Source organism: Chlorobium sp. N1, assembly GCF_004332115.1.
In the GTDB taxonomy this organism is placed as follows: Bacteria; Bacteroidota; Chlorobiia; order Chlorobiales; family Chlorobiaceae; genus Chlorobium.
The window spans coordinates 99,927-117,972 of sequence record NZ_SJPA01000001.1 but is presented as its reverse complement, the minus strand read 5'-3'; the positions used below and the strand labels follow the sequence as shown (position 1 = coordinate 117,972).

Below are 18,046 nucleotides of genomic sequence, written 5' to 3'. Positions count from 1 at the left end.
ATCATAACGCAATACATCTTATGCCGGTTGAACGACAAAGCCCATACTTCCTCCATGTGTTCGTCTGCACCAATGATCGAGCCGGAGAACGGAAATCCTGCGCGGACGGCAAGAGCCGGCTTCTGAAAGCCAGGCTGAAGGAGGCCGTGGTATCAAAAGGGTGGAAGGGGAGGGTGCGGGTCTCGGAGTCCGGGTGCCTCGGGGTGTGCGCCGAGGGGCCGAATGTGATGATCTATCCGCAGAAGGTATGGTTCACCGGGGTTGCCCCGGACGACGTGGAGGCCATCGTTTCGGCGATCGGGCGTCTCATCGGGGATGAGGGCGGGGATTGAATAGGCACGAAGATCGCTCATCGGGGAGTCGCGGGTAACTGATAACCGGCAATGGCGCAGGGCAAAGGGTTGCGGTCGTCACGATGATGTCATCTCGTCTCCATGTCGAGAGGACTCACCACACCAAGCGTGTTGTTCCCGGCCACGTGCGTGTAGATCATGGTGGTCTGGAGATTGGCGTGGCCGAGTAATTCCTGGAGTGTGCGGATATCATAGCCGGCTTCGAGCACATGGGTCGCAAAGCTGTGCCGCAACGTGTGGACGGAGGCCTGTTTTGCAATAGCAGCTTTCAGGGCAGCCCGTTTGAAGGCTTTTTGTAGCGTCGAAGGAAACATATGGTGACGGCGAATGATTTTCGATACCGGATCGGCCGACAAAGTCCTGGAAGGAAACACCCAGAACCAGCCCCACTCCTTTCCCGCATTCGGATACTTGTCTTCCAGGGCGCCCGGCATGGCGACCCCTTTGATGCCGTTCTTCCGATCTTCCTCGTGGATGTCCCTGATTCGCGAAAGGTGCTGTCGCAATGGTTCCACAAGGTTTTTCGGCAAAAGGGTCTGACGATCCTTGCCGCCCTTGGCGCTTCTGACCCTAAGAGACCTCCGCTCGAAATCGATATCCTTCACCCGCAACGTCAGGCACTCTTCGATGCGAAGTCCGCCGCCGTAAATCAGGGCGGCCATGAGCCAGGTTGTGCCCTGCATGGCGTCCAGGATACGTCGTGCTGTGCTCCATCGGTAAAATAGAGATACAGCCGAACGGCTTCTCTTGCCTGTAATACCTCCTCCTCTTCATGCTGTTTTACAAGCAACTTCACAAACGAGGTGGCCGATTCAGAGGGAGTCCCCAGATCCGGGTTTTTGCGGGGCGGCAGTAGGTGCGATACTGCGCCACCCAACGCAGATAGTCGGGAACATCATTCTCGGGAACGTGCTGTTTCTTCAGCAGAAACTCTCGGAAATCCATGGGAATGACAAGATCTGATCCTTATTGGTATGCCGCATAATAATACCAATAAGAACATAAGTAACCCATTCGACCTAAAAAAGACGGGATCCTCTTTGGATGAGAGGTGATGGGGCAGTAAGTTTCAAGTGCAGCGTGCGGGATTCTGTCAAGAGCCTGCACTACAGATAATGAATAATGTTGGAAGCGCGCTGCGCGCGCCTCCAACAAATCGTTCGAGCGGAAATGTCCTGCGCTTACAGACCTGCGGTCTGGCGCTCTGTAAATTCCGCACAACTAGGCCGTTATGCAACAAGAAAAAGGAGGCTACTGTGCCGCTAGGAGATTTTCGTTCCGTTTACCTTCCCTACTGTTTGAAAAAGCAGGAGGACGGTTCGTATGTGGTTTTGAATAGGGAGTACAAACCTGTCGGATTCAACACCAGAGAACACATCCGGTATGAAGAACATCCGGTGTCCTCAAGGCTAAAAGGTATTGGGCCAGGAACGGCGAAGAAGTTGTCGTATGAAGGAAACGAAAATACCGATGTGATTTACTTGTACAACGATGTGTGTGTTCCGGTTCATTCAAAAGCAAACATGGATGCCTACCTGAAGAAGCTGTCGATTCTGGCAAAACTGGACATTGATACCAAGTAACGGATGGAAGAACCAGTGAAGTTTGACGAACACAACTACTCGACAATCAGACAAGCCTGTCAGAGCCGTTCGGAAATCGAGTTTCAGGCTCCGAAAGAGATAACCGCGTTCGCTGAAAGTGAGCCTCCATCTGAATGGACGGCCTATCCTCCTTGTCTCCTGCCGCCTGAAGGGTACGCTCAGGTATTCATCCATTCAGGCGCAGACTTGCGGGGCGCGCTTACACGGCTTGAGCTTGTCGTCCACCTTGATGGTGGAAGAGTGCTGTACCGAAAAGAGAGCGAGGACGCTGTGGGCATGAAAATCACATGGCCGAATAATGCATAACAACCGCTTCGAGTCCGACGGCTCACCCTTCCGCTGCGCTCCAGGGCAAGCCGCGGCTCAAACGGAACGTTCGATTACGATAATAAATAGGGAAGCAAGACATGGCCATATACTCATTCCTAGACCTTGCATTTGACGTATTGAAGGTGGCCACTCAACCCCTGACCTATCAAGAGGTCTGGCAGGTAGGGAGAGAGAAGGGCCTTACCGACAAGATCAAGACATCAGGGAAGACCCCATGGCAGAGCCTTGGCGCGCAGCTTTACGTCGAAGTACGTGACAACGACGGGTCCCGGTTCATGAAGGTCGGCAAACGACCGGCCCGCTTCTTCCTCAAGGACCGTGCAGCAGAGTTGCCGCCGGATGCTGTCGCAAAGATCGAGAAAGAGGAATCCAAGAAGAAGGAAAAGAAGACGGAGTATCACGAGCGTGACCTTCATCCACTGCTAACCTACTTCGCCTATGCGAATCCGACCTTCAACCGAGGAAGATCGATCTTCACAAAGACCATCTTCCACGAGAAGTCACAACGATCAGGCTACAACGAGTGGATTCATCCAGACATCGTGGGATTCTATCTACCCTTGGACGACTGGCGGCCCGACGTGATTGAGTTTAACCGTCTCTCTGACAATAACTCTCTGAGGATGTTCTCTTTCGAGATGAAGAAGAGCCTGACCAAGGCCAACTACAGAGAGGCGTATTTTCAAGCGGTATCCAATTCCTCCTGGGCACACGAGGGCTATCTTGTCGCTACGGAGATCCTTCAAGACGACGAGTTTCTTGCCGAGCTGGAACGGTTGGCTTCTTCATTTGGGATCGGGATCATCCACCTTGATCCTTCGGATATTGACAGTTCCTCTATTCTCTATCCGGCACGCGGGCGGGATGCACTCGACTGGGAGACGATCAACAAGCTATGCGAGCAAAACTCTGATTTCGAGAAGTTCCTACAGGATGTGAAGATCGACTTCGAGTCCAAGCGGATTCACCGATCGGAATTTGATGAGGTCGTGAAGGACATCCGGAAGTATATCCGAGACAAACTGAAGATCGAACAAGAGCCTTGAGCGGACGCGGAAAACCGCGTCGCCCGTGAGCTCAGGCGTTAACCCATCATAGAACCAAGGAGACGAATACTTGCACTGGATTGCCCCCACCGAAAAGGACTCCGCCGCCGCCACGCTCGAAAAGCGACTCTGGGGCGCCGCCGACCAGTTCCGCGCCAATTCCGGCCTGAAGGCCCAGGAATACTCCGGACCCATCCTCGGCCTGATCTTTCTGCGCTTTGCTGAAGTGCGCTTTGCCATCCAGCATGCGAAGTTGGAGAAGGCTGGTGCCTCGTCGCGCCGCGCCAGCCGCATCGATGAGCCTGCCGCCTACCACGCCGACAACGTGCTCTATCTCACCCCTGAGGCGCGCTTTGACTACCTGCTCACGCTGCCCGAGGCGGCCGATATCGGCGGCAAGGTCAATGCGGCCATGCGCGAGGTGGAGAAGCACAACCCGCAACTCGCCGGCGTGCTGCCCAAGACCTTCAACCTTTTCACCGGCACCCTGCTCAAAGAGCTACTCAAGAAGATCTCCGAGATTCCGGCCACGCTCGACTTCGACGCCTTCGGTCGCATCTACGAATACTTCCTCGGTGGGTTCGCCATGAGCGAGGGCCAGGGCGGCGGCGAGTTCTACACGCCCGCCAGCATCGTGCAGCTGCTTGCCCAGGTGATCAAGCCCTACCACGGCCGCATCCTCGACCCGGCCTGCGGCTCGGGCGGCATGTTCGTGCAGTCGGCGCGCTTCGTGGCCGAGCACCACAAGAACCCGGCCGCCGAGCTGGCCATCTGCGGCGTGGAGAAGACCGACGAGACCGGCCGCCTCGCCAGACTCAACCTCGCCGTCCATGGGCTGGAGGGGGACATCCGCCACGGCGGCAACGTCAACAGCTACTACGACGACCCGCATGCCGCCACCGGGCAGTTCGACTTCGTGCTCGCCAATCCGCCCTTCAACGTCAACGCGGTGGACAAGGAACGGCTCAAGGAGATGGTCGGTGCGGGCCGGCGCTTTCCCTTCGGCCTGCCCCGGACCGACAACGCCAACTACCTCTGGATCCAGCTTTTCTACTCGGCTCTCAATGCCCAGGGCCGCGCCGGCTTCGTCATGGCCAACTCGGCTTCGGATGCCCGCTCAAGCGAGCAGGAGCTGCGGCAAAAGCTGATCGAGGCGCGGGCGGTGGATGTGATGGTCGCCGTCGGTCCCAATATGTTCTACACCGTCACCTTGCCCTGCACGCTATGGTTTCTTGATCGCGGCAAGGCCAGTACCCGGCGTGCCGACACGGTGCTCTTCATCGACGCCCGCCACATTTACCGGCAGGTGGATCGCGCCCACCGCGACTGGACGCCCGCGCAGATCGGATTCATCGCCAACCTTGTGAACCTCTATCGCGGCGAAGCGCCGGACCTGACCACGGGCGGCGAGGAGACGGCGGCCAAATTGCAAGAGGTATTCGGCACGCAGCCCGCCTATGCCGACGTGCCCGGCCTGTGCAAGGCGGCGACACTGAAGGAGATCGAAGCGCAGGTCTGGTCACTCAACCCCGGCCGCTATGTGGGCGTCACGCCCGGCGAGGAGGTGAGCGACGAGGACTTCAGGACGCAACTGGAGGCGCTGAACGAGGAGCTGGAAGGGTTGAACGCCCAGGCGCGGGAACTGGAACAGACGATCGCCATGAATGTTGCGGGGATTCTTGAATCATGAGCGACTACCAAGATAAAGACCTTCCCCAGTCTCTCACACCGGCCAAGGGGCAATTTCTTGTGTACGCTGCCGAGGATGGCAGGCTCAAGATCGATGTGCGCCTGGAGAACGAAACGGTTTGGTTGACCCAGGCCGCCATGGCCCAACTGTTTCAATGTTCTGCAGATAACATCTCGCTGCACCTGAAAAACATATACGAGGAAGGGGAACTGGATGCGCGGGCAACTGCCGAGGAATACTCGGTGGTTCGACGGGAGGGGAAACGCTCGGTCAGCCGCCGAATCACCCACTACAACCTGGACGCCATCATCTCCGTTGGCTACCGAGTCAGAAGTGCCGTTGCTACCCGTTTTCGCATCTGGGCCACGCAGCAACTGCGCGAGCTCATCGTCAAAGGCTTCGTCCTCGATGACGAGCGTCTGAAGAACCCGGATCAGCCCTTCGACTACTTCGAGGAACTGCTTCGACGCATCCAGGACATCCGCACGTCCGAGCGGCGCTTCTATCAGAAGATCACCGACATCTACGCCACCAGCACTGATTACGACCCCACCCAACCGGAGAGCATCGAGTTCTTCCAGACCGTGCAGAACAAGATGCACTGGGCCATCACCGGCCAGACGGCGGCGGAAATCATTCATGCCCGTGTCGATTCTGCCAAGCCCAACATGGGGCTCACCAACTGGCGCGGCGCGAAGGTCCGCAAGCAGGATGTCAGCATCGCCAAGAACTACCTTAACGAGGAGGAGCTTGCCGCACTGAACAATCTTGTCGAGCAATATCTCGTCTTTGCCGAGGGTCAAGCCATGCGGCGCGTGCCCATGCACATGCGCGATTGGCTCAGCAAGCTCCACGGCTTCCTGACGCTGAACGACCGTGCGGTCTTATCCCATGCGGGCAAAATCTCGCACGAACTGGCGAGAGAAATTGCCGAGGCGGAATACGAGAAGTTCCATTCTGCGCAAATCGCGCAGACCGACCGGGACGGTAGCGACTTTGACAAAGCCGTCAACCAACTACCGCCGCCGCCCAAACCGACGAAAAGGGGAGGGCGAAAATGATACGAGAACGTGCGCAACGCCCAGGCGGGGGAACTGGAAACCATCATTGCCCAAAATGTAGGGGAGATCTTGGGAACATGAAAACTGAACTGATTCGTAGTCTGACGGAGAATTTTGAAGGCCACGCCCAGCAGACCGAGGGCGGAGTGGAGTACTGGCTGGCCCGTGATCTTCAGCATTTACTCGGGTATGGCGAATGGCGCAATTTCAATACTGCCATCTCCAAGGCAAAAACAGCTTGTGAATCTTCCGGACATGCAATCCGGGATCATTTTGTTGACGTCAACAAAACGATACAGATGCCCAAGGGAGCGGTCAAAGAGGTCCCCGACCTAATGCTGACCCGTTACGCCTGCTACCTGATCGCCCAGAATGGCGATCCGCGCAAGCAGGAGATCGCCTTTGCCCAGACTTATTTCGCCGTTCAAACCCGTCGCGCCGAGCTGATCGAGCAGCGGCTGCTGGAAGCAGAGCGTGTTACTGCCCGCAAGAAGCTCAGCACGACTGAAAAAGAGCTTTCCTCCGTCATTTTCGAGCAGACGGGCGGCAATGAAGATTTTGCCATCATCCGCAGCAAAGGTGACCACGCCCTTTTTGGCAAACCGACCAATGCGATGAAAGCGCAGTGGAAAGTCCCCGATAAACGGCCACTGGCCGACTTTGCTCCGACCATCATTCTCAAGGCCAAGGACTTTGCCGCCGAGATCACCATCTTCAACGCCCGCCAACATGGTATGAGCAGCGAGTCGGCTATCTCGCACGAACACGTCACCAACAACCAGGCGGTGCGCAACACCCTGCTGGAGCGTGGTATTTGTTCCGAGTCGCTGCCACCGGCCGAGGATGTAAAGAAGGTGGAGTGGCGATTGACTTCCGAGGAAAAGAAGTCCTTGAAGAACCCGGACGGTTTGGTTACCGAGGAGTAAGGCGCATGTTTTCAACACATAAGAGACATTTTACAAGTTCGCTTGCCGTTCAGTGCGGAGAGGGTGATTGCAGTGAAAGTGGCGGGGATTCTGGGCGCGTGAGGATGAGCACAACCTGGAATACCGGTCGTCTCGGAGATGTTTGTCGCGTGGTGCCGGGTTACGCATTCAAAAGCAGTGACTGGCAGGCTGATGGAATTCCTGTCGTCAAGATCAAGAATATAACTGGCAACAACTCGGTTGACCTTGCGACAACTGACTGTGTCCCGCAAGGACTTTTGACACCAAAACTTCAGAAGTTCGTGGTAAAGGACGGCGATATTCTCGTCGCAATGACTGGAGCGACAGCTGGCAAAGTTGGGAAGGTCCGCACGAATCGACCACTCTTGTTGAATCAGCGTGTTGCCAAGATTGCTCCAGTTGATGCCGATCCTGACTTCATTTGGGCGATCGTCAGTAGTCAGGAATACCAAGAGCGGTTTTTCTACTTGGCCGACGGTGCCGCGCAGCCAAACATGAGCGGGGGCCAAATTGAGGGAGTCGAAGTTCCTCTTCCCCCCCTCCCCGTCCAGCGCCGCATCGCCGGCATCCTGACGGCCTACGACGAGCTGATCGAGAACAGCCAGCGGCGCATCAAGATTCTGGACTCGATGGCCCGCGCCCTCTACCGCGAGTGGTTCGTCCACTTCCGCTTCCCCGGCCACGAGTCCGTCCCCCGCGTCCCGTCCCCCCTCGGCGAGATCCCGCAGGGGTGGGAGGTGAAGAAGCTTTCGGCCGTAGCCGAAGTAAACCGCTCACAAATAAACGCCCGTAGCGCTCTAGAAGCACTTCATTACATAGAGATCTCTTCCGTCAGCCCCGGCCAAATTGACAGCACCACAACCTACGCTTTCGCTGACGCTCCCGGTCGTGCGCGCCGCATTGTCCAACATGGTGACATGCTCTGGTCATGCGTTCGCCCAAATCGACGCTCCTACGCGCAGGTGATGCACCCTGCGCCAGACACAATCGCCTCGACGGGCTTCGCTGTGCTCACGGCGACGAAAGTTCCGTTCACGTTCCTTTTCTTTGCCACGACCACCGACGACTTCGTCGCCTATCTCACGAACAACGCTACTGGAGCGGCCTATCCCGCCGTTACCGCACCAACATTTGAGAAGGCTGATCTGCTTGTCCCTTCGGTGGCTTTACTGAAGAAGTTCGGCGACGTGACCATCCCTATAGCAGAAGAGATTCATACTCTCCAACGCCAAATCCAAAACCTCCGCCGCACCCGCGACCTGCTGCTGCCGCGCCTGCTCTCCGGTCAGATCGATGTGGAGGCGATCCCCTCATGATGCGCACCGCCGAAGACCTGTTGCAGGAACTCACCGCGCTGGACGAGTCGCATCGCATCGAGGCCAAGCAGGCCCGCCAGATCGACCGTTCCGTCATGGAAACGGTTTGCGCGTTTGCCAACGAACCGGGTCTGGGTGGCGGGTATCTGCTCCTGGGCGTGAGCCGCGAGCCGCAGGATCTGTTGCCGCCCACCTTCGAGTCCTCGCGCCGGCCGGACCAGTTTGTCGCCACCTTCCTGTTCCATCACTTCCTGGGGCCGGACGATCTGGTCTGGCTGCGAAACCTGACGAGCGAACCGATCAGCGACGAGGAATCCCGCGCCCTGGTGTTCGTCCGGGAACTGGGGGCTATCGACAACGCGGCCTACCGGGCCATCAACCGCACCGACACACTGAATGCCTCTGGCCACCTGCGCCGTTTGCGCGATCTGGACCTGCTGGAGATGAAAGGGGCTGGCAGCCGGACCTACTATGTGCCGGGTCCCCGATTCCACGCGGCCCAAATGGTGCCGGTGCTGGAAATCGTGTCAGGTCCATCAAATAGTCACCAGGACACTCAAAATAGTCACCAGCCAGGCGTGGATAGTCACCAGCTTCTGGTGACCATACCCGCTTATCTGGCCGAGCGGGTTCCACCCGCAGGCAGCAAACCCCGGCGGGACATCATACGTGCGTTGATCGTCGATCTTTGCCGTTGGCGTGCTTTAAGTGCTCGGGAACTGGCGAGCATCCTGCATGGGCGGGAACACAAACCCTTGGTTAGGGACTACCTGACTCCGATGGTTGGAGAGGGGTTGCTGGCCTACACCATCCCGGCTATGGAAAATCATCCAGATCAGCGTTACACCGTGCCTGCATCGGTCGCGGGGAGCTGCGATTCGACGATATGAGCGCCCACGCCTACAGCGAAGACCAGCTCGTCGAGCAGCCCGCCATCGGCCTCTTTGCCGCTCTTGGCTGGCAGACGGTGTCTGCGATGGAAGAGACCTTCGGCGCGGGCGGCACCGGTTCGTGCAATTTGGGCCGCGAGACCAAGGGCGAGGTGGTGCTGATGGATCGCCTGCGCTCGATGCTCACCAAGCTCAACCCCGGCCTGCCCGCCGAGGCGATCCAGACCGCCATCGACGAACTGGCCCGCGACCGCTCGGCAATGAGCCTGGAGGCGGCCAACCGCGAGGTCTACCGGCTGCTCAAGGACGGCATCCCGGTCTCGGTGCCCGACCGCGAGCACGGTGGGCAGAAGAGCGAGCGGCTGCGTGTGGTGGACTGGGCGCAGCCGGAGCAGAACGACTTCCTCCTGGTCAGCCAGCTCAGCGTGGTGGGCAGCCTCTACACCTGCCGGCCCGATCTGGTGGGCTTCGTCAACGGCCTGCCGTGGGTGGTAATCGAACTCAAGAAGCCCGGCGTGCCTGCGCGGGCGGCCTTCGACGAGAACCTGACCCACTACAAGAAGGAGATCCCGCAGCTCTTCTGGTATAGCGCCCTGCTGATCGCCAGCAACGGCACCGACAGCCGCGTCGGTTCGCTCACCGCGGACTGGGAGCGTTTCTTCGAGTGGAAGCGCATCGAGCGCGAGGATGAGCTGCGTCGTGTGTCGCTGGAGGTGATGCTGCGCGGCACCTGCGACCGCGTCCGTCTGCTCGACCTGATGGAGAACTTCACGCTCTTCTCCGAGCACAAGGCCGGGTTGGTGAAAGTGCTGGGCCAGAACCACCAGTTCCTCGGCGTCAACAACGCTGTTCGTAAGATGCTCGAAGCCCGTAAGCTGGGCCACGGGCGCGGCGGCGTGTTCTGGCAGACGCAGGGGAGCGGCAAGAGTTTCTCGATGGTGTTCTTTGCGCAGAAGGTGCTGCGCACGCTCGCCGGCAACTGGACCTTCGTGGTGGTCACCGACCGGGTGGAGCTGGACGAGCAGATCGCCAAGACCTTCAAGACCGTGGGCGCGGTGAGCGAGGCCGAGGGCGACCAGTGCCATGCCGCCAGCGGCGAGCACCTGCGTGAACTCCTGCGCGGCAACCACCGCTATGTCTTCACGCTGGTACACAAGTTCCAGACACCCGAGGCACTGACCGACCGCTCGGACGTGGTCGTGCTCACCGACGAGGCGCACCGCAGCCAATACGACACGCTGGCGCTCAACATGCGGGCGGCGCTGCCCAATGCACTGTTCCTGGCCTTCACCGGCACGCCGCTGATCGCAGGAGAAGAGCGCACCAAGGAGGTGTTTGGCGATTACGTGTCAATCTACGATTTCCAGCAGTCCGTAGAGGACGGTGCGACGGTGCCGCTCTTTTACGAGAACCGCACGCCCGAGCTGGAACTGGTCAACCCCGATCTCAACGAAGACATCTACCAGCTCGTTGAGAACGCCGACCTCGACGCCGAGCAGGAGGACAAGCTCGAAAAGGTGCTGGGTCGGCAATATCACCTCATCACCCGCGACGACCGGCTGGAGACGGTGGCGCAAGACATCGTCCGGCATTTTCTGGGGCGCGGCTTCCTGGGCAAGGCGATGGTGGTGTCGATCGACAAGGCTACAGCGCTCAGGATGCACGACAAGGTCAAGAAATATTGGGCGGTTGAGACGGCGCGGGTTCAGAAGGCGCTGGGGCGCTACTGCCTGCCCAAGGCCGAGCAGGAGTCGCTCATGCAGCGGTTGGAGGTGCTGACCACCACTGACATGGCGCTCATCGTCTCGCCGGGGCAGAACGAGATCGAGCAGATGAAGAAGCTTGGCCTCGACATCGAGCCACACCGCAAGCGCATGAACGAGTCGCAGCCGGGGCTGGACGAGAAGTTCAAGGACACCGCCGACCCGCTGCGGCTGGTATTCGTGTGCGCCATGTGGTTGACGGGTTTCGACGCGCCGAGCTGCTCGACGGTGTACCTCGACAAGCCGATGCGCAACCACACCCTGATGCAGGCCATCGCGCGGGCCAACCGGGTGTTCACCGGCAAGCACAGCGGGGTGATCGTGGACTATGCCAACGTGTTCGCCTCGCTGGAAAAGGCGCTGGCCATATACGGAGCGGGCAAGGGCGGCGCCAATCCTGTCAAGGACAAGGCGCAGCTCGTTGCGGCACTGCGTGAAGCGATTGCGGCGGCCACGGCGTTCTGCATGGCGCACGGCGTGGACCTTGCCGCGATGGAACTCCTGCCGCTGGGCGGGATGGAGCGGCTCGCAGCCATCGAGAACGCCATCAATCTACTGATTGGCCCCGACGCCCTGCGGCGCGACTTCTTCGGCCACGAGAAGTTAGTTGATACGCTCTACCGAGCCGTGAAGCCCGACCCGGCGGCGATCGATTTCTCCGTGCGCATGACCGGCATCGCCACGCTGGCGGCAGCGATCCGCGCCAAGCTCAGCCCGAACCCACCAGACATCGCCACGATCTTGCAACAGATCGGGGAACTGCTCGATGACTCGATCACGGGCATGCAGATTCTCGAAGGTAGTTCCCCGGCCATCGACCTATCGAAGATCAACTTCGAGGCGCTTGCTCAGCGGTTCAAGGAGTCGAAGCACAAGAACACTGACCTCGAAGCGCTCAGGGCGGCCATTGCGGCGAAGCTGGAGAAGCTCGTTCGCCTGAACCGCACGCGTGCCGACTTCGCTGAGAAGTTCGAGGAGCTGATTGAGGGTTACAACAATGGCAGCCGCAATATCGAGCAGCTCTTCGAGGAACTGCTCAAGCTCTCGAACAGCCTCGACGAAGAGCAGGAGCGCCACGTTCGCGAAAACCTGAGCGAGGAGGAGCTGGTCATCTTTGACATCCTTACTCGTCCCGCACCGGAGCTGAGCACTGCTGAACGGGAAGAGGTCAAGAAGGTCGCCAAGGTTTTGCTGGAGCGGCTCAAGTCCCTGCTGGTGCTCAACTGGCGGCAGAAGTCGGCGGCGCGCTCGACACTGAAGCTTGCGATCGAGGACACGCTGGATACGCTGCCCGCGGCCTACGATCGGCCGTTGTTCGCGCAGAAGTGTTCAGCGCTGTTTGAGCATGTTTACGAGAGTTATCCGGAGCGAAACTTGGGCGTGTATGCAGAGGCGGTATGAGCGTACGCGAAGACGGCCAACAGCCTGTTGCAGCGGACGGTCCGCTGCTGAATCAGGGCGTTATAGCCCAATGATGAACCACGGAGAAAATAACCAATATGCCCAAGTTAAGCGGTAATAATTTAATATCTGACCTCACTGAAAAATATGGTCGAAGGCTAATAGCAATTTCATTTTTAGCCATCTTGGTCAAAGCCTATAATGTAAATCTCGATAATTTATCGGTTTTCGGGCTCAGTCTTCCATCTGAGCTTTTTGATGTTGTTGCACTGTCACTTATTGTATATTTTATTTATGCCCTCATAGTTAATTGGGTTGGTGATCTCGCTGCATTTAGGTTTTGGTTTGAAAGCAATAACATAACGTCTGAATTTGGCACTGAAATGAAAACTGATAAGGGTTTTGTTAATGGGGGTGCCAAGCTAATCAAAAAACTATATGCGCTCGAAAAAGGTCAAGAGTGGCCAGAAAACTTTGATGGGATAGACTCCGAGTTAAAAAGTGACTTTCGTGAGTTTAAAGCCAATGTGGAGCTCTACTCCGTAAGGCTTGATGCCGCAGGTACAAAGTTCTCTGCCTTATCAATATATGGTCATATTTATGTGTGGTTTCAATCTTTTGCACTGCCAATTGGACTGTCACTTATAGCACTATATTTTATATTTTGTACTGCGCTTGTGCCAGTAATAAGTCCGCAGTGAAAATAGCTATAACAACGGCATTGAGAGCGACGGCAAAAAGCCGCCGCGCCTCATGCCGGGCGTTAGACGGCGGGAGGTCGCACATCATGAAACTAGGTGGTTCTGTCAGACGGTTCGGGGTTTTCGCTGTCGTTGGCTTTGCTCTTGCCGGCTGTCAGGCCGACGACTCGAGTACGAAATCCACGGTGATCGAGATGCAAGAACTCTCAGGTGAATGGTCGCCCGTTATCTCTGTGTACGGATACTACGACAATCGCGCTGCGGCGGACGAGGTCGTAGGGGGCTTAAAGCTGGTGAGCACTGCCGATGGTCATGAGCCCAGGCTGTATCGTGTTCGACCTTAGCTCGCTGAATGCGTCCGACGAACCGGCCGCGCACCGCTGTCTAACACTTCGTTCGAGCGGGCCCGTGAAGGATAAAGAGCCAAGCTCAGACGCCGGCGCGCGCGCCGCTCAACTCAACCGTTAGGCATTTATGGAAGAATTAGTATACAGACCACTCCGTTATCGAGATCGCTGGTTCGCATATCTTGATTTACTGGGATTTACCGATTTTGTTAACACAAAATCTATTGAAGAGGTTATCCCTATATATTCGGATGCACTTTCTCGTATGCGTTCTGCTTTAGGCCAAGGAACAAAAAAACAAGGTCTATTACATTCTTGGTTTTCTGATACTTTCATAATATACACGGGTTCTGATAGCTTAGAAGATTTTGCCCGCCTAGAGAGTGCTGCAAGAATATTTTTCCAGCTTCTCATCAATAAGCACATACCGGTGCGTGGCTGCATTAGTCATGGAAAGCTGTACTCACAATCGAAAAAGAATATTTTTATTGGCCCAGCATTGATTGAGGCCCATGCATATGGTGAGGCATTGGATTGGATCGGATTCTGCCTAGCCCCAAGTGTAGAAGACAAACTGAAGTCGGTTTTACCTCTAGATCAGAGGGCGTTCTATCGTAAGGTTTCTGACAGGAAAGTACTTCGAAATGCAGAGGCAGATTGTTTGTATGCATACGCCTTCAATAATGGTTCTGTTAATGGCAAAAACCACTTTCGTAAGGCATTAGTCAAAATGAGGGAAAATGCTCCAGAGAAAGTGCGTAAAAAATATGATCATGCATTGGAGTTTATTGACAAACATGCCTGACAACCGCATCAAGATCATTCGCTCTCGCTCACTGGGACGCCGCTACCGCGGCGCCCCTTATGCAGAACGTTAGACGCCCTGAAATAGCCGCTCTATACCTATATTCCCTCAACACACCCGCCCACCTTACAGGGAGAGGGTGTGACGTTCCCGACTGTGTCGAGGTCGGCATTTCTTTGCACAATTCCTGCTCCTGATGATATTCAAAGACCTTGCCTGGCTGGAGAGTGCCAGTATTGCAGCGATCGAAGGGCAGTTGCCCGAAACGCTTTCCCGGCGTCCCCTCTGTCGCGGTCCGCGCCGAAGCGCCCTGATGGTTTCGGCCCACCGGGTCAACCATCTGAATAAACTGGATGTACTTGCAGCCGATATGGCCGTCATCAATCTGGAGGATGGCGTCGCACCGCAACAGAAGCCCCGCGCACGTGCTCTGGCCGCGCTCTTTACCGCCCATGCCCGGGAGGCGAAAACGGAGCTGATCGTACGGGTCAATCCCCTGGGTGAAGGGGGAGAAGAAGATATCCGGCTGATCAACCGGGCAGTGCCGGACGCAATCCGTATCCCCAAGGTCAGAACCGCCCAGGACGTCGAACAGGCATGTCGCCTGGTAGATCCTGCGATTCGAATCCATCTCTCTGTCGAGACCGGTGAGGCGCTGAAGAATCTTGTCGATCTCCGGGTAGAGGAGCGCGTGGATACGGTCTATCTGGGTATCCTGGATTTATGTGCCGATCTCGGATTGCCCCAGTCGGTGGTCACGCCGGGGAACCCGACGGCCAGCTATCTGCTTTCACGCTTTCTCTTGGATGCCCTCACAGCCGGCTTCCATCCTGTATCGTTTGTCCACCAGGAGTACAGGGATCTGGAGATCTTCGAACAGTGGTGCCTGCTGGAGCGGAGCATGGGCTTTTCATCCAAAGGCTGTATCTCTCCGGGGCAGGTGGAGCTGGCCAACCGGGTGTTTGCCCCCAGGCCGGAGGAGAGCGCACGAGCAATAGCCATTGTGCGCTGTTTTGAGGAGGAGGCAAAAAAAGGCAGCACAGGCTTCGTGCATGAGCAGTACGGGTTTATCGACGAGCCTGTGTACAGGGGCGCATTGGCCCTTCTGGCGGCGACCGGTCATGAGGAGTGAATATTCCGCAGTAAGGTGTACCCGTTGTGAAGAGTGCGTCACTTGGGACGCGGCTCGGGTGGGTTTCCGACATACATGCGAAACGCCCTGACCGCATATTCCTTTCGTTGCGGTGAAAATTGCCGAACCACTTGGCCGAGCAGGTGTTGCCGGGGACGGTTCGTTTTCGGCCTCACATCCCTGAGGCTGGCTCTTTATGCCCTTGCCCCTTTTCTCTCCCATCCAGGATCTTTGTCATGTCCGACGGCCCGCTCTGTAGCCTGTAGTATGCATCATATCGCTTCGCTGTTTCTCCCTTCCGGTCCGTTATATTTCCATCCAGTCGTTCCGATTTCTTGACAACCGATCGTAAGGAGGATTTCAGCATTGGATATTCCACGGTTCTTCACCATCAGCGAAAGCGCCCACCGCATCCACAACCCGTTCACACCCGAAAAGCTGGCCGTTCTCGGCAGGGCACTGCGCATGGAGCAGGGCACCCGCGTGCTGGATCTCGGCAGCGGTTCGGGAGAGATGCTCTGCACCTGGGCACGCGATCATGCCATACGCGGCACCGGCGTCGACATGAGCGTGCTGTTCTCCCGGCAGGCCAGGCTCCGCGCCGAAGAGCTCGGTGTCTCCGACCATGTCGACTTCATCCACGCCGATGCCTCCGGTTTCGTTTCTGAGGAGAAGGTCGGCGTGGCGGCATGCCTGGGGGCCACATGGATCGGTGGAGGCGTTTCCGGTACCGTCGAGCTTCTCGAGCGGAGCCTCCTTCCCGGGGGGATCATCCTCATCGGCGAACCATACTGGCGGCAGCCTCCGTCGGCAGACGTGATCGCAAGAGGTGGGCTTGCCGGGTCGGTTTCGGACTTCCTCCTTCTTCCCGAGCTGCTCGCCTCGTTCGGCCGGTACGGCTACGATGTCGTGGAGATGGTCCTGGCGGACCAGGAGAGCTGGGACCGGTACGAAGGGCAGCGCTGGTTCACCATGCGCCGGTGGCTCGATGCCAATCCCGATGACGAGATGGCCGGCGAGATCCGGGCCAGGCTGGCCTCCGAACCCGAGCGCCATGCCGCCTATACGCGTGAATACCTCGGCTGGGGCGTCTTCGCGCTCATGCGGCGGTGACGTATGAGGGGGTCGTGATCCCGCTTCGCCCGCTCACCCCCTCGTCCCCGCATCCACGACCTTCGCTCCGACGCTGTCGCCCCACACGTTCACCGCGGTGCGGCAGCGGTCGAGGAACCAGTCTATCGAGAGGATGAGGGCTATGCCTTCGACGGGGAGGTCGACGGCCTTCAGCACGATCACCATCGTCACCAGTCCCGCTTCGGGTATGCCCGCCGCACCTATCGCCGCCAGGGTGGCGGTGAGGAAGATGACGCCCAGTTCGGCGGGGCCGAGGGCGATGCCGTTCATCTGCGCGATGAAGATGACGGCGACGGCTTCGTAGAGGGCGGTGCCGTCCATGTTGACGGTCGCGCCGAGGGGGAGCACGAAGCCCGCGGTCTTCGGCGATACGCCGTTCTTCTCCTCGGCGCATTCCAGGGTGAGGGGAAGGGTGGCCGAGCTGGATGCGGTGGAGAAGGCGGTCAGGAGTGCGGGTAGGGTGTTGCGGGCAAACGTCGCCGGCGAGGTGCGCCCGAAGATCCTGAGCAGGAGCGGCAGCCAGAGGAGGCTGTGGACAGCGAGGCCGAGGATGACGGTGAAGGCGTAGCTCGAGAGCTGGCGGAGTTCGGGCCAGAATCCCGCGAACCCTCCCGCCTCGCCGAGCCTGCCGGCGATGAGGGCGCCGATGCCCACCGGGGCGAGGTACATGGCAAGGTGGATGATCTTCATCATGGCTTCGTTGAGGCTGATGAAGAAGTCGATGCCCGCCCTTCCGGCCTCTCCGCTCATGGAGAGGGCCGCTCCTAGCAGGAGCGAGAAGAGGATGACGGGGAGGATCTCGTTGTCGGCCATGGCCCGGAAGATGTTCGAGGGGACGAGCCCGTCGACCACCTCCCGGAGGATGTCCTGGGCACCGCGCTCTTCCTGCATGAAGCGCTCTTCGGCCCGGCGCAGAAGGCTGATGCCGAGTCCGTTGCCCCTGGGGGCCGCGACGGTTTCGTCGCGCCTGTTCCAGGACTCTACGGTAAGGATCGTGCCTTCCGCGCTGCGCTCGGCTTTCGTGACGCTGGCCGAGATGTTCCGGTCGTTGAGGCGGAGGCTGTAGGCTGAGGGGTCGAGGTCGGGGAGGCGGGTGCCCTCGAGCAGGACCATGCCGGATTCGATGCGGTAGGGGGCGTCCGGGCGGCTGAACGACTCCTGCGACTGCTCCATGCCGGTTCTTCCGGGCTGGATCCAGAGCACGAGGGCGATGCCGGTAAGGACCGAGATCGCGGTGGTGCCGAGGTAGTAGCCGACGGTGCGCCCTCCGAGGGAGCCGAGCCTGCGGATGTCGCCGAGCCGCGAGATGCCAACGACCATCGCGGCGACGATGAGCGGCATGACGAGCATCATGAGGAAGCGGACGAACAGGCTGCCCAGGAAGTGCAGCGAGGCTCCGGTTTCGGGCCAGAGGCCGCCGAGGAGGGAGCCCGTGGCGATGCCGGCGATGATGCCGATGAGGAGTTTTCCGTTTCCTTTGGGGGCGGGCTGCTCTGGCATGCGGTTTCGTTGAGGGGTTGGCGGCG

16 protein-coding genes are annotated in these 18,046 nt (G+C 58.3%); 14 read left to right on the top strand and 2 right to left on the bottom strand.

The window, feature by feature from the left end; translation table 11 throughout:
• The first annotated feature begins 20 nt into the window (after positions 1 to 20).
• On the top strand, positions 21 to 332 hold the full coding sequence (locus E0L29_RS00500) for a (2Fe-2S) ferredoxin domain-containing protein (RefSeq protein ID WP_131353459.1): 312 nt from the start codon (positions 21 to 23) through the stop codon (positions 330 to 332).
• Between the two features lie 89 nt (positions 333 to 421).
• On the opposite strand, the gene E0L29_RS00495 is transcribed toward E0L29_RS00500, so the two are convergent.
• Positions 422 to 1,036: an integron integrase gene (locus tag E0L29_RS00495; RefSeq protein ID WP_131353457.1), complete on the bottom strand. Its 615-nt coding sequence runs from the start codon at positions 1,034 to 1,036 to the stop codon at positions 422 to 424.
• Positions 1,037 to 1,651: 615 nt separating this feature from the next.
• Between E0L29_RS00495 and E0L29_RS00490 the strand changes: the two genes are divergently transcribed.
• The 13 genes from E0L29_RS00490 to E0L29_RS00430 all read left to right on the top strand — a co-directional run bounded on the left by E0L29_RS00490 (position 1,652) and on the right by E0L29_RS00430 (position 16,499).
• A complete protein-coding gene (locus E0L29_RS00490) occupies positions 1,652 to 1,936 on the top strand; it encodes a hypothetical protein (protein WP_131353455.1) in 285 nt (94 codons plus the stop codon).
• 3 nt (positions 1,937 to 1,939) lie between these two features.
• Positions 1,940 to 2,263 (top strand): hypothetical protein, encoded by a 324-nt coding sequence (locus E0L29_RS00485; RefSeq protein WP_131353453.1) that lies wholly within the window; start codon positions 1,940 to 1,942, stop codon positions 2,261 to 2,263.
• A 101-nt stretch (positions 2,264 to 2,364) separates the two neighbouring features.
• Positions 2,365 to 3,333 carry an HTH domain-containing protein gene (locus E0L29_RS00480; RefSeq protein ID WP_131353451.1) on the top strand — a complete coding sequence of 323 codons (969 nt, stop codon included), beginning with the start codon at positions 2,365 to 2,367 and terminating at the stop codon, positions 3,331 to 3,333.
• A 70-nt stretch (positions 3,334 to 3,403) separates the two neighbouring features.
• Positions 3,404 to 5,023 carry a class I SAM-dependent DNA methyltransferase gene (locus tag E0L29_RS00475; protein WP_131353449.1) on the top strand — a complete coding sequence of 540 codons (1,620 nt, stop codon included), beginning with the start codon at positions 3,404 to 3,406 and terminating at the stop codon, positions 5,021 to 5,023.
• Entirely contained in the window at positions 5,020 to 6,084 is a 1,065-nt protein-coding gene (locus tag E0L29_RS00470; RefSeq protein WP_131353447.1) for a virulence RhuM family protein, read from the top strand. Before E0L29_RS00475 ends, E0L29_RS00470 begins: the two co-directional genes overlap by 4 nt.
• A gap of 77 nt (positions 6,085 to 6,161) precedes the next feature.
• On the top strand, positions 6,162 to 7,010 hold the full coding sequence (dinD, locus tag E0L29_RS00465) for a DNA damage-inducible protein D (protein ID WP_131353445.1): 849 nt from the start codon (positions 6,162 to 6,164) through the stop codon (positions 7,008 to 7,010).
• A 104-nt stretch (positions 7,011 to 7,114) separates the two neighbouring features.
• Positions 7,115 to 8,347, top strand: a complete 1,233-nt coding sequence (locus E0L29_RS00460) for a restriction endonuclease subunit S (RefSeq protein WP_165498785.1) — start codon at positions 7,115 to 7,117, stop codon at positions 8,345 to 8,347.
• The gene (locus E0L29_RS00455; RefSeq protein ID WP_131353441.1) at positions 8,344 to 9,237 is read left to right on the top strand and encodes an RNA-binding domain-containing protein; all 894 of its coding nucleotides are present in this window, start codon (positions 8,344 to 8,346) and stop codon (positions 9,235 to 9,237) included. The genes E0L29_RS00460 and E0L29_RS00455 overlap by 4 nt, the downstream gene beginning before the upstream one ends.
• Entirely contained in the window at positions 9,234 to 12,401 is a 3,168-nt protein-coding gene (locus E0L29_RS00450) for a type I restriction endonuclease subunit R (RefSeq protein WP_131353439.1), read from the top strand. Before E0L29_RS00455 ends, E0L29_RS00450 begins: the two co-directional genes overlap by 4 nt.
• Before the next feature lie 98 nt (positions 12,402 to 12,499).
• Complete coding sequence (locus tag E0L29_RS00445; protein WP_131353437.1) at positions 12,500 to 13,102, top strand: hypothetical protein; 603 nt, start codon at positions 12,500 to 12,502, stop codon at positions 13,100 to 13,102.
• Positions 13,103 to 13,576: 474 nt separating this feature from the next.
• The gene (locus E0L29_RS00440) at positions 13,577 to 14,254 is read left to right on the top strand and encodes a hypothetical protein (RefSeq protein ID WP_131353436.1); all 678 of its coding nucleotides are present in this window, start codon (positions 13,577 to 13,579) and stop codon (positions 14,252 to 14,254) included.
• 196 nt (positions 14,255 to 14,450) lie between these two features.
• Positions 14,451 to 15,386: a CoA ester lyase gene (locus E0L29_RS00435; protein WP_131353435.1), complete on the top strand. Its 936-nt coding sequence runs from the start codon at positions 14,451 to 14,453 to the stop codon at positions 15,384 to 15,386.
• A 366-nt stretch (positions 15,387 to 15,752) separates the two neighbouring features.
• The gene (locus E0L29_RS00430) at positions 15,753 to 16,499 is read left to right on the top strand and encodes a class I SAM-dependent methyltransferase (RefSeq protein ID WP_131353433.1); all 747 of its coding nucleotides are present in this window, start codon (positions 15,753 to 15,755) and stop codon (positions 16,497 to 16,499) included.
• Positions 16,500 to 16,532: 33 nt separating this feature from the next.
• Here E0L29_RS00430 and E0L29_RS00425 read toward each other — a convergent pair whose 3' ends face one another.
• Positions 16,533 to 18,020, bottom strand: a complete 1,488-nt coding sequence (locus tag E0L29_RS00425; protein WP_131353431.1) for a dicarboxylate/amino acid:cation symporter — start codon at positions 18,018 to 18,020, stop codon at positions 16,533 to 16,535.
• Between the last annotated feature and the right edge of the window lie 26 nt (positions 18,021 to 18,046).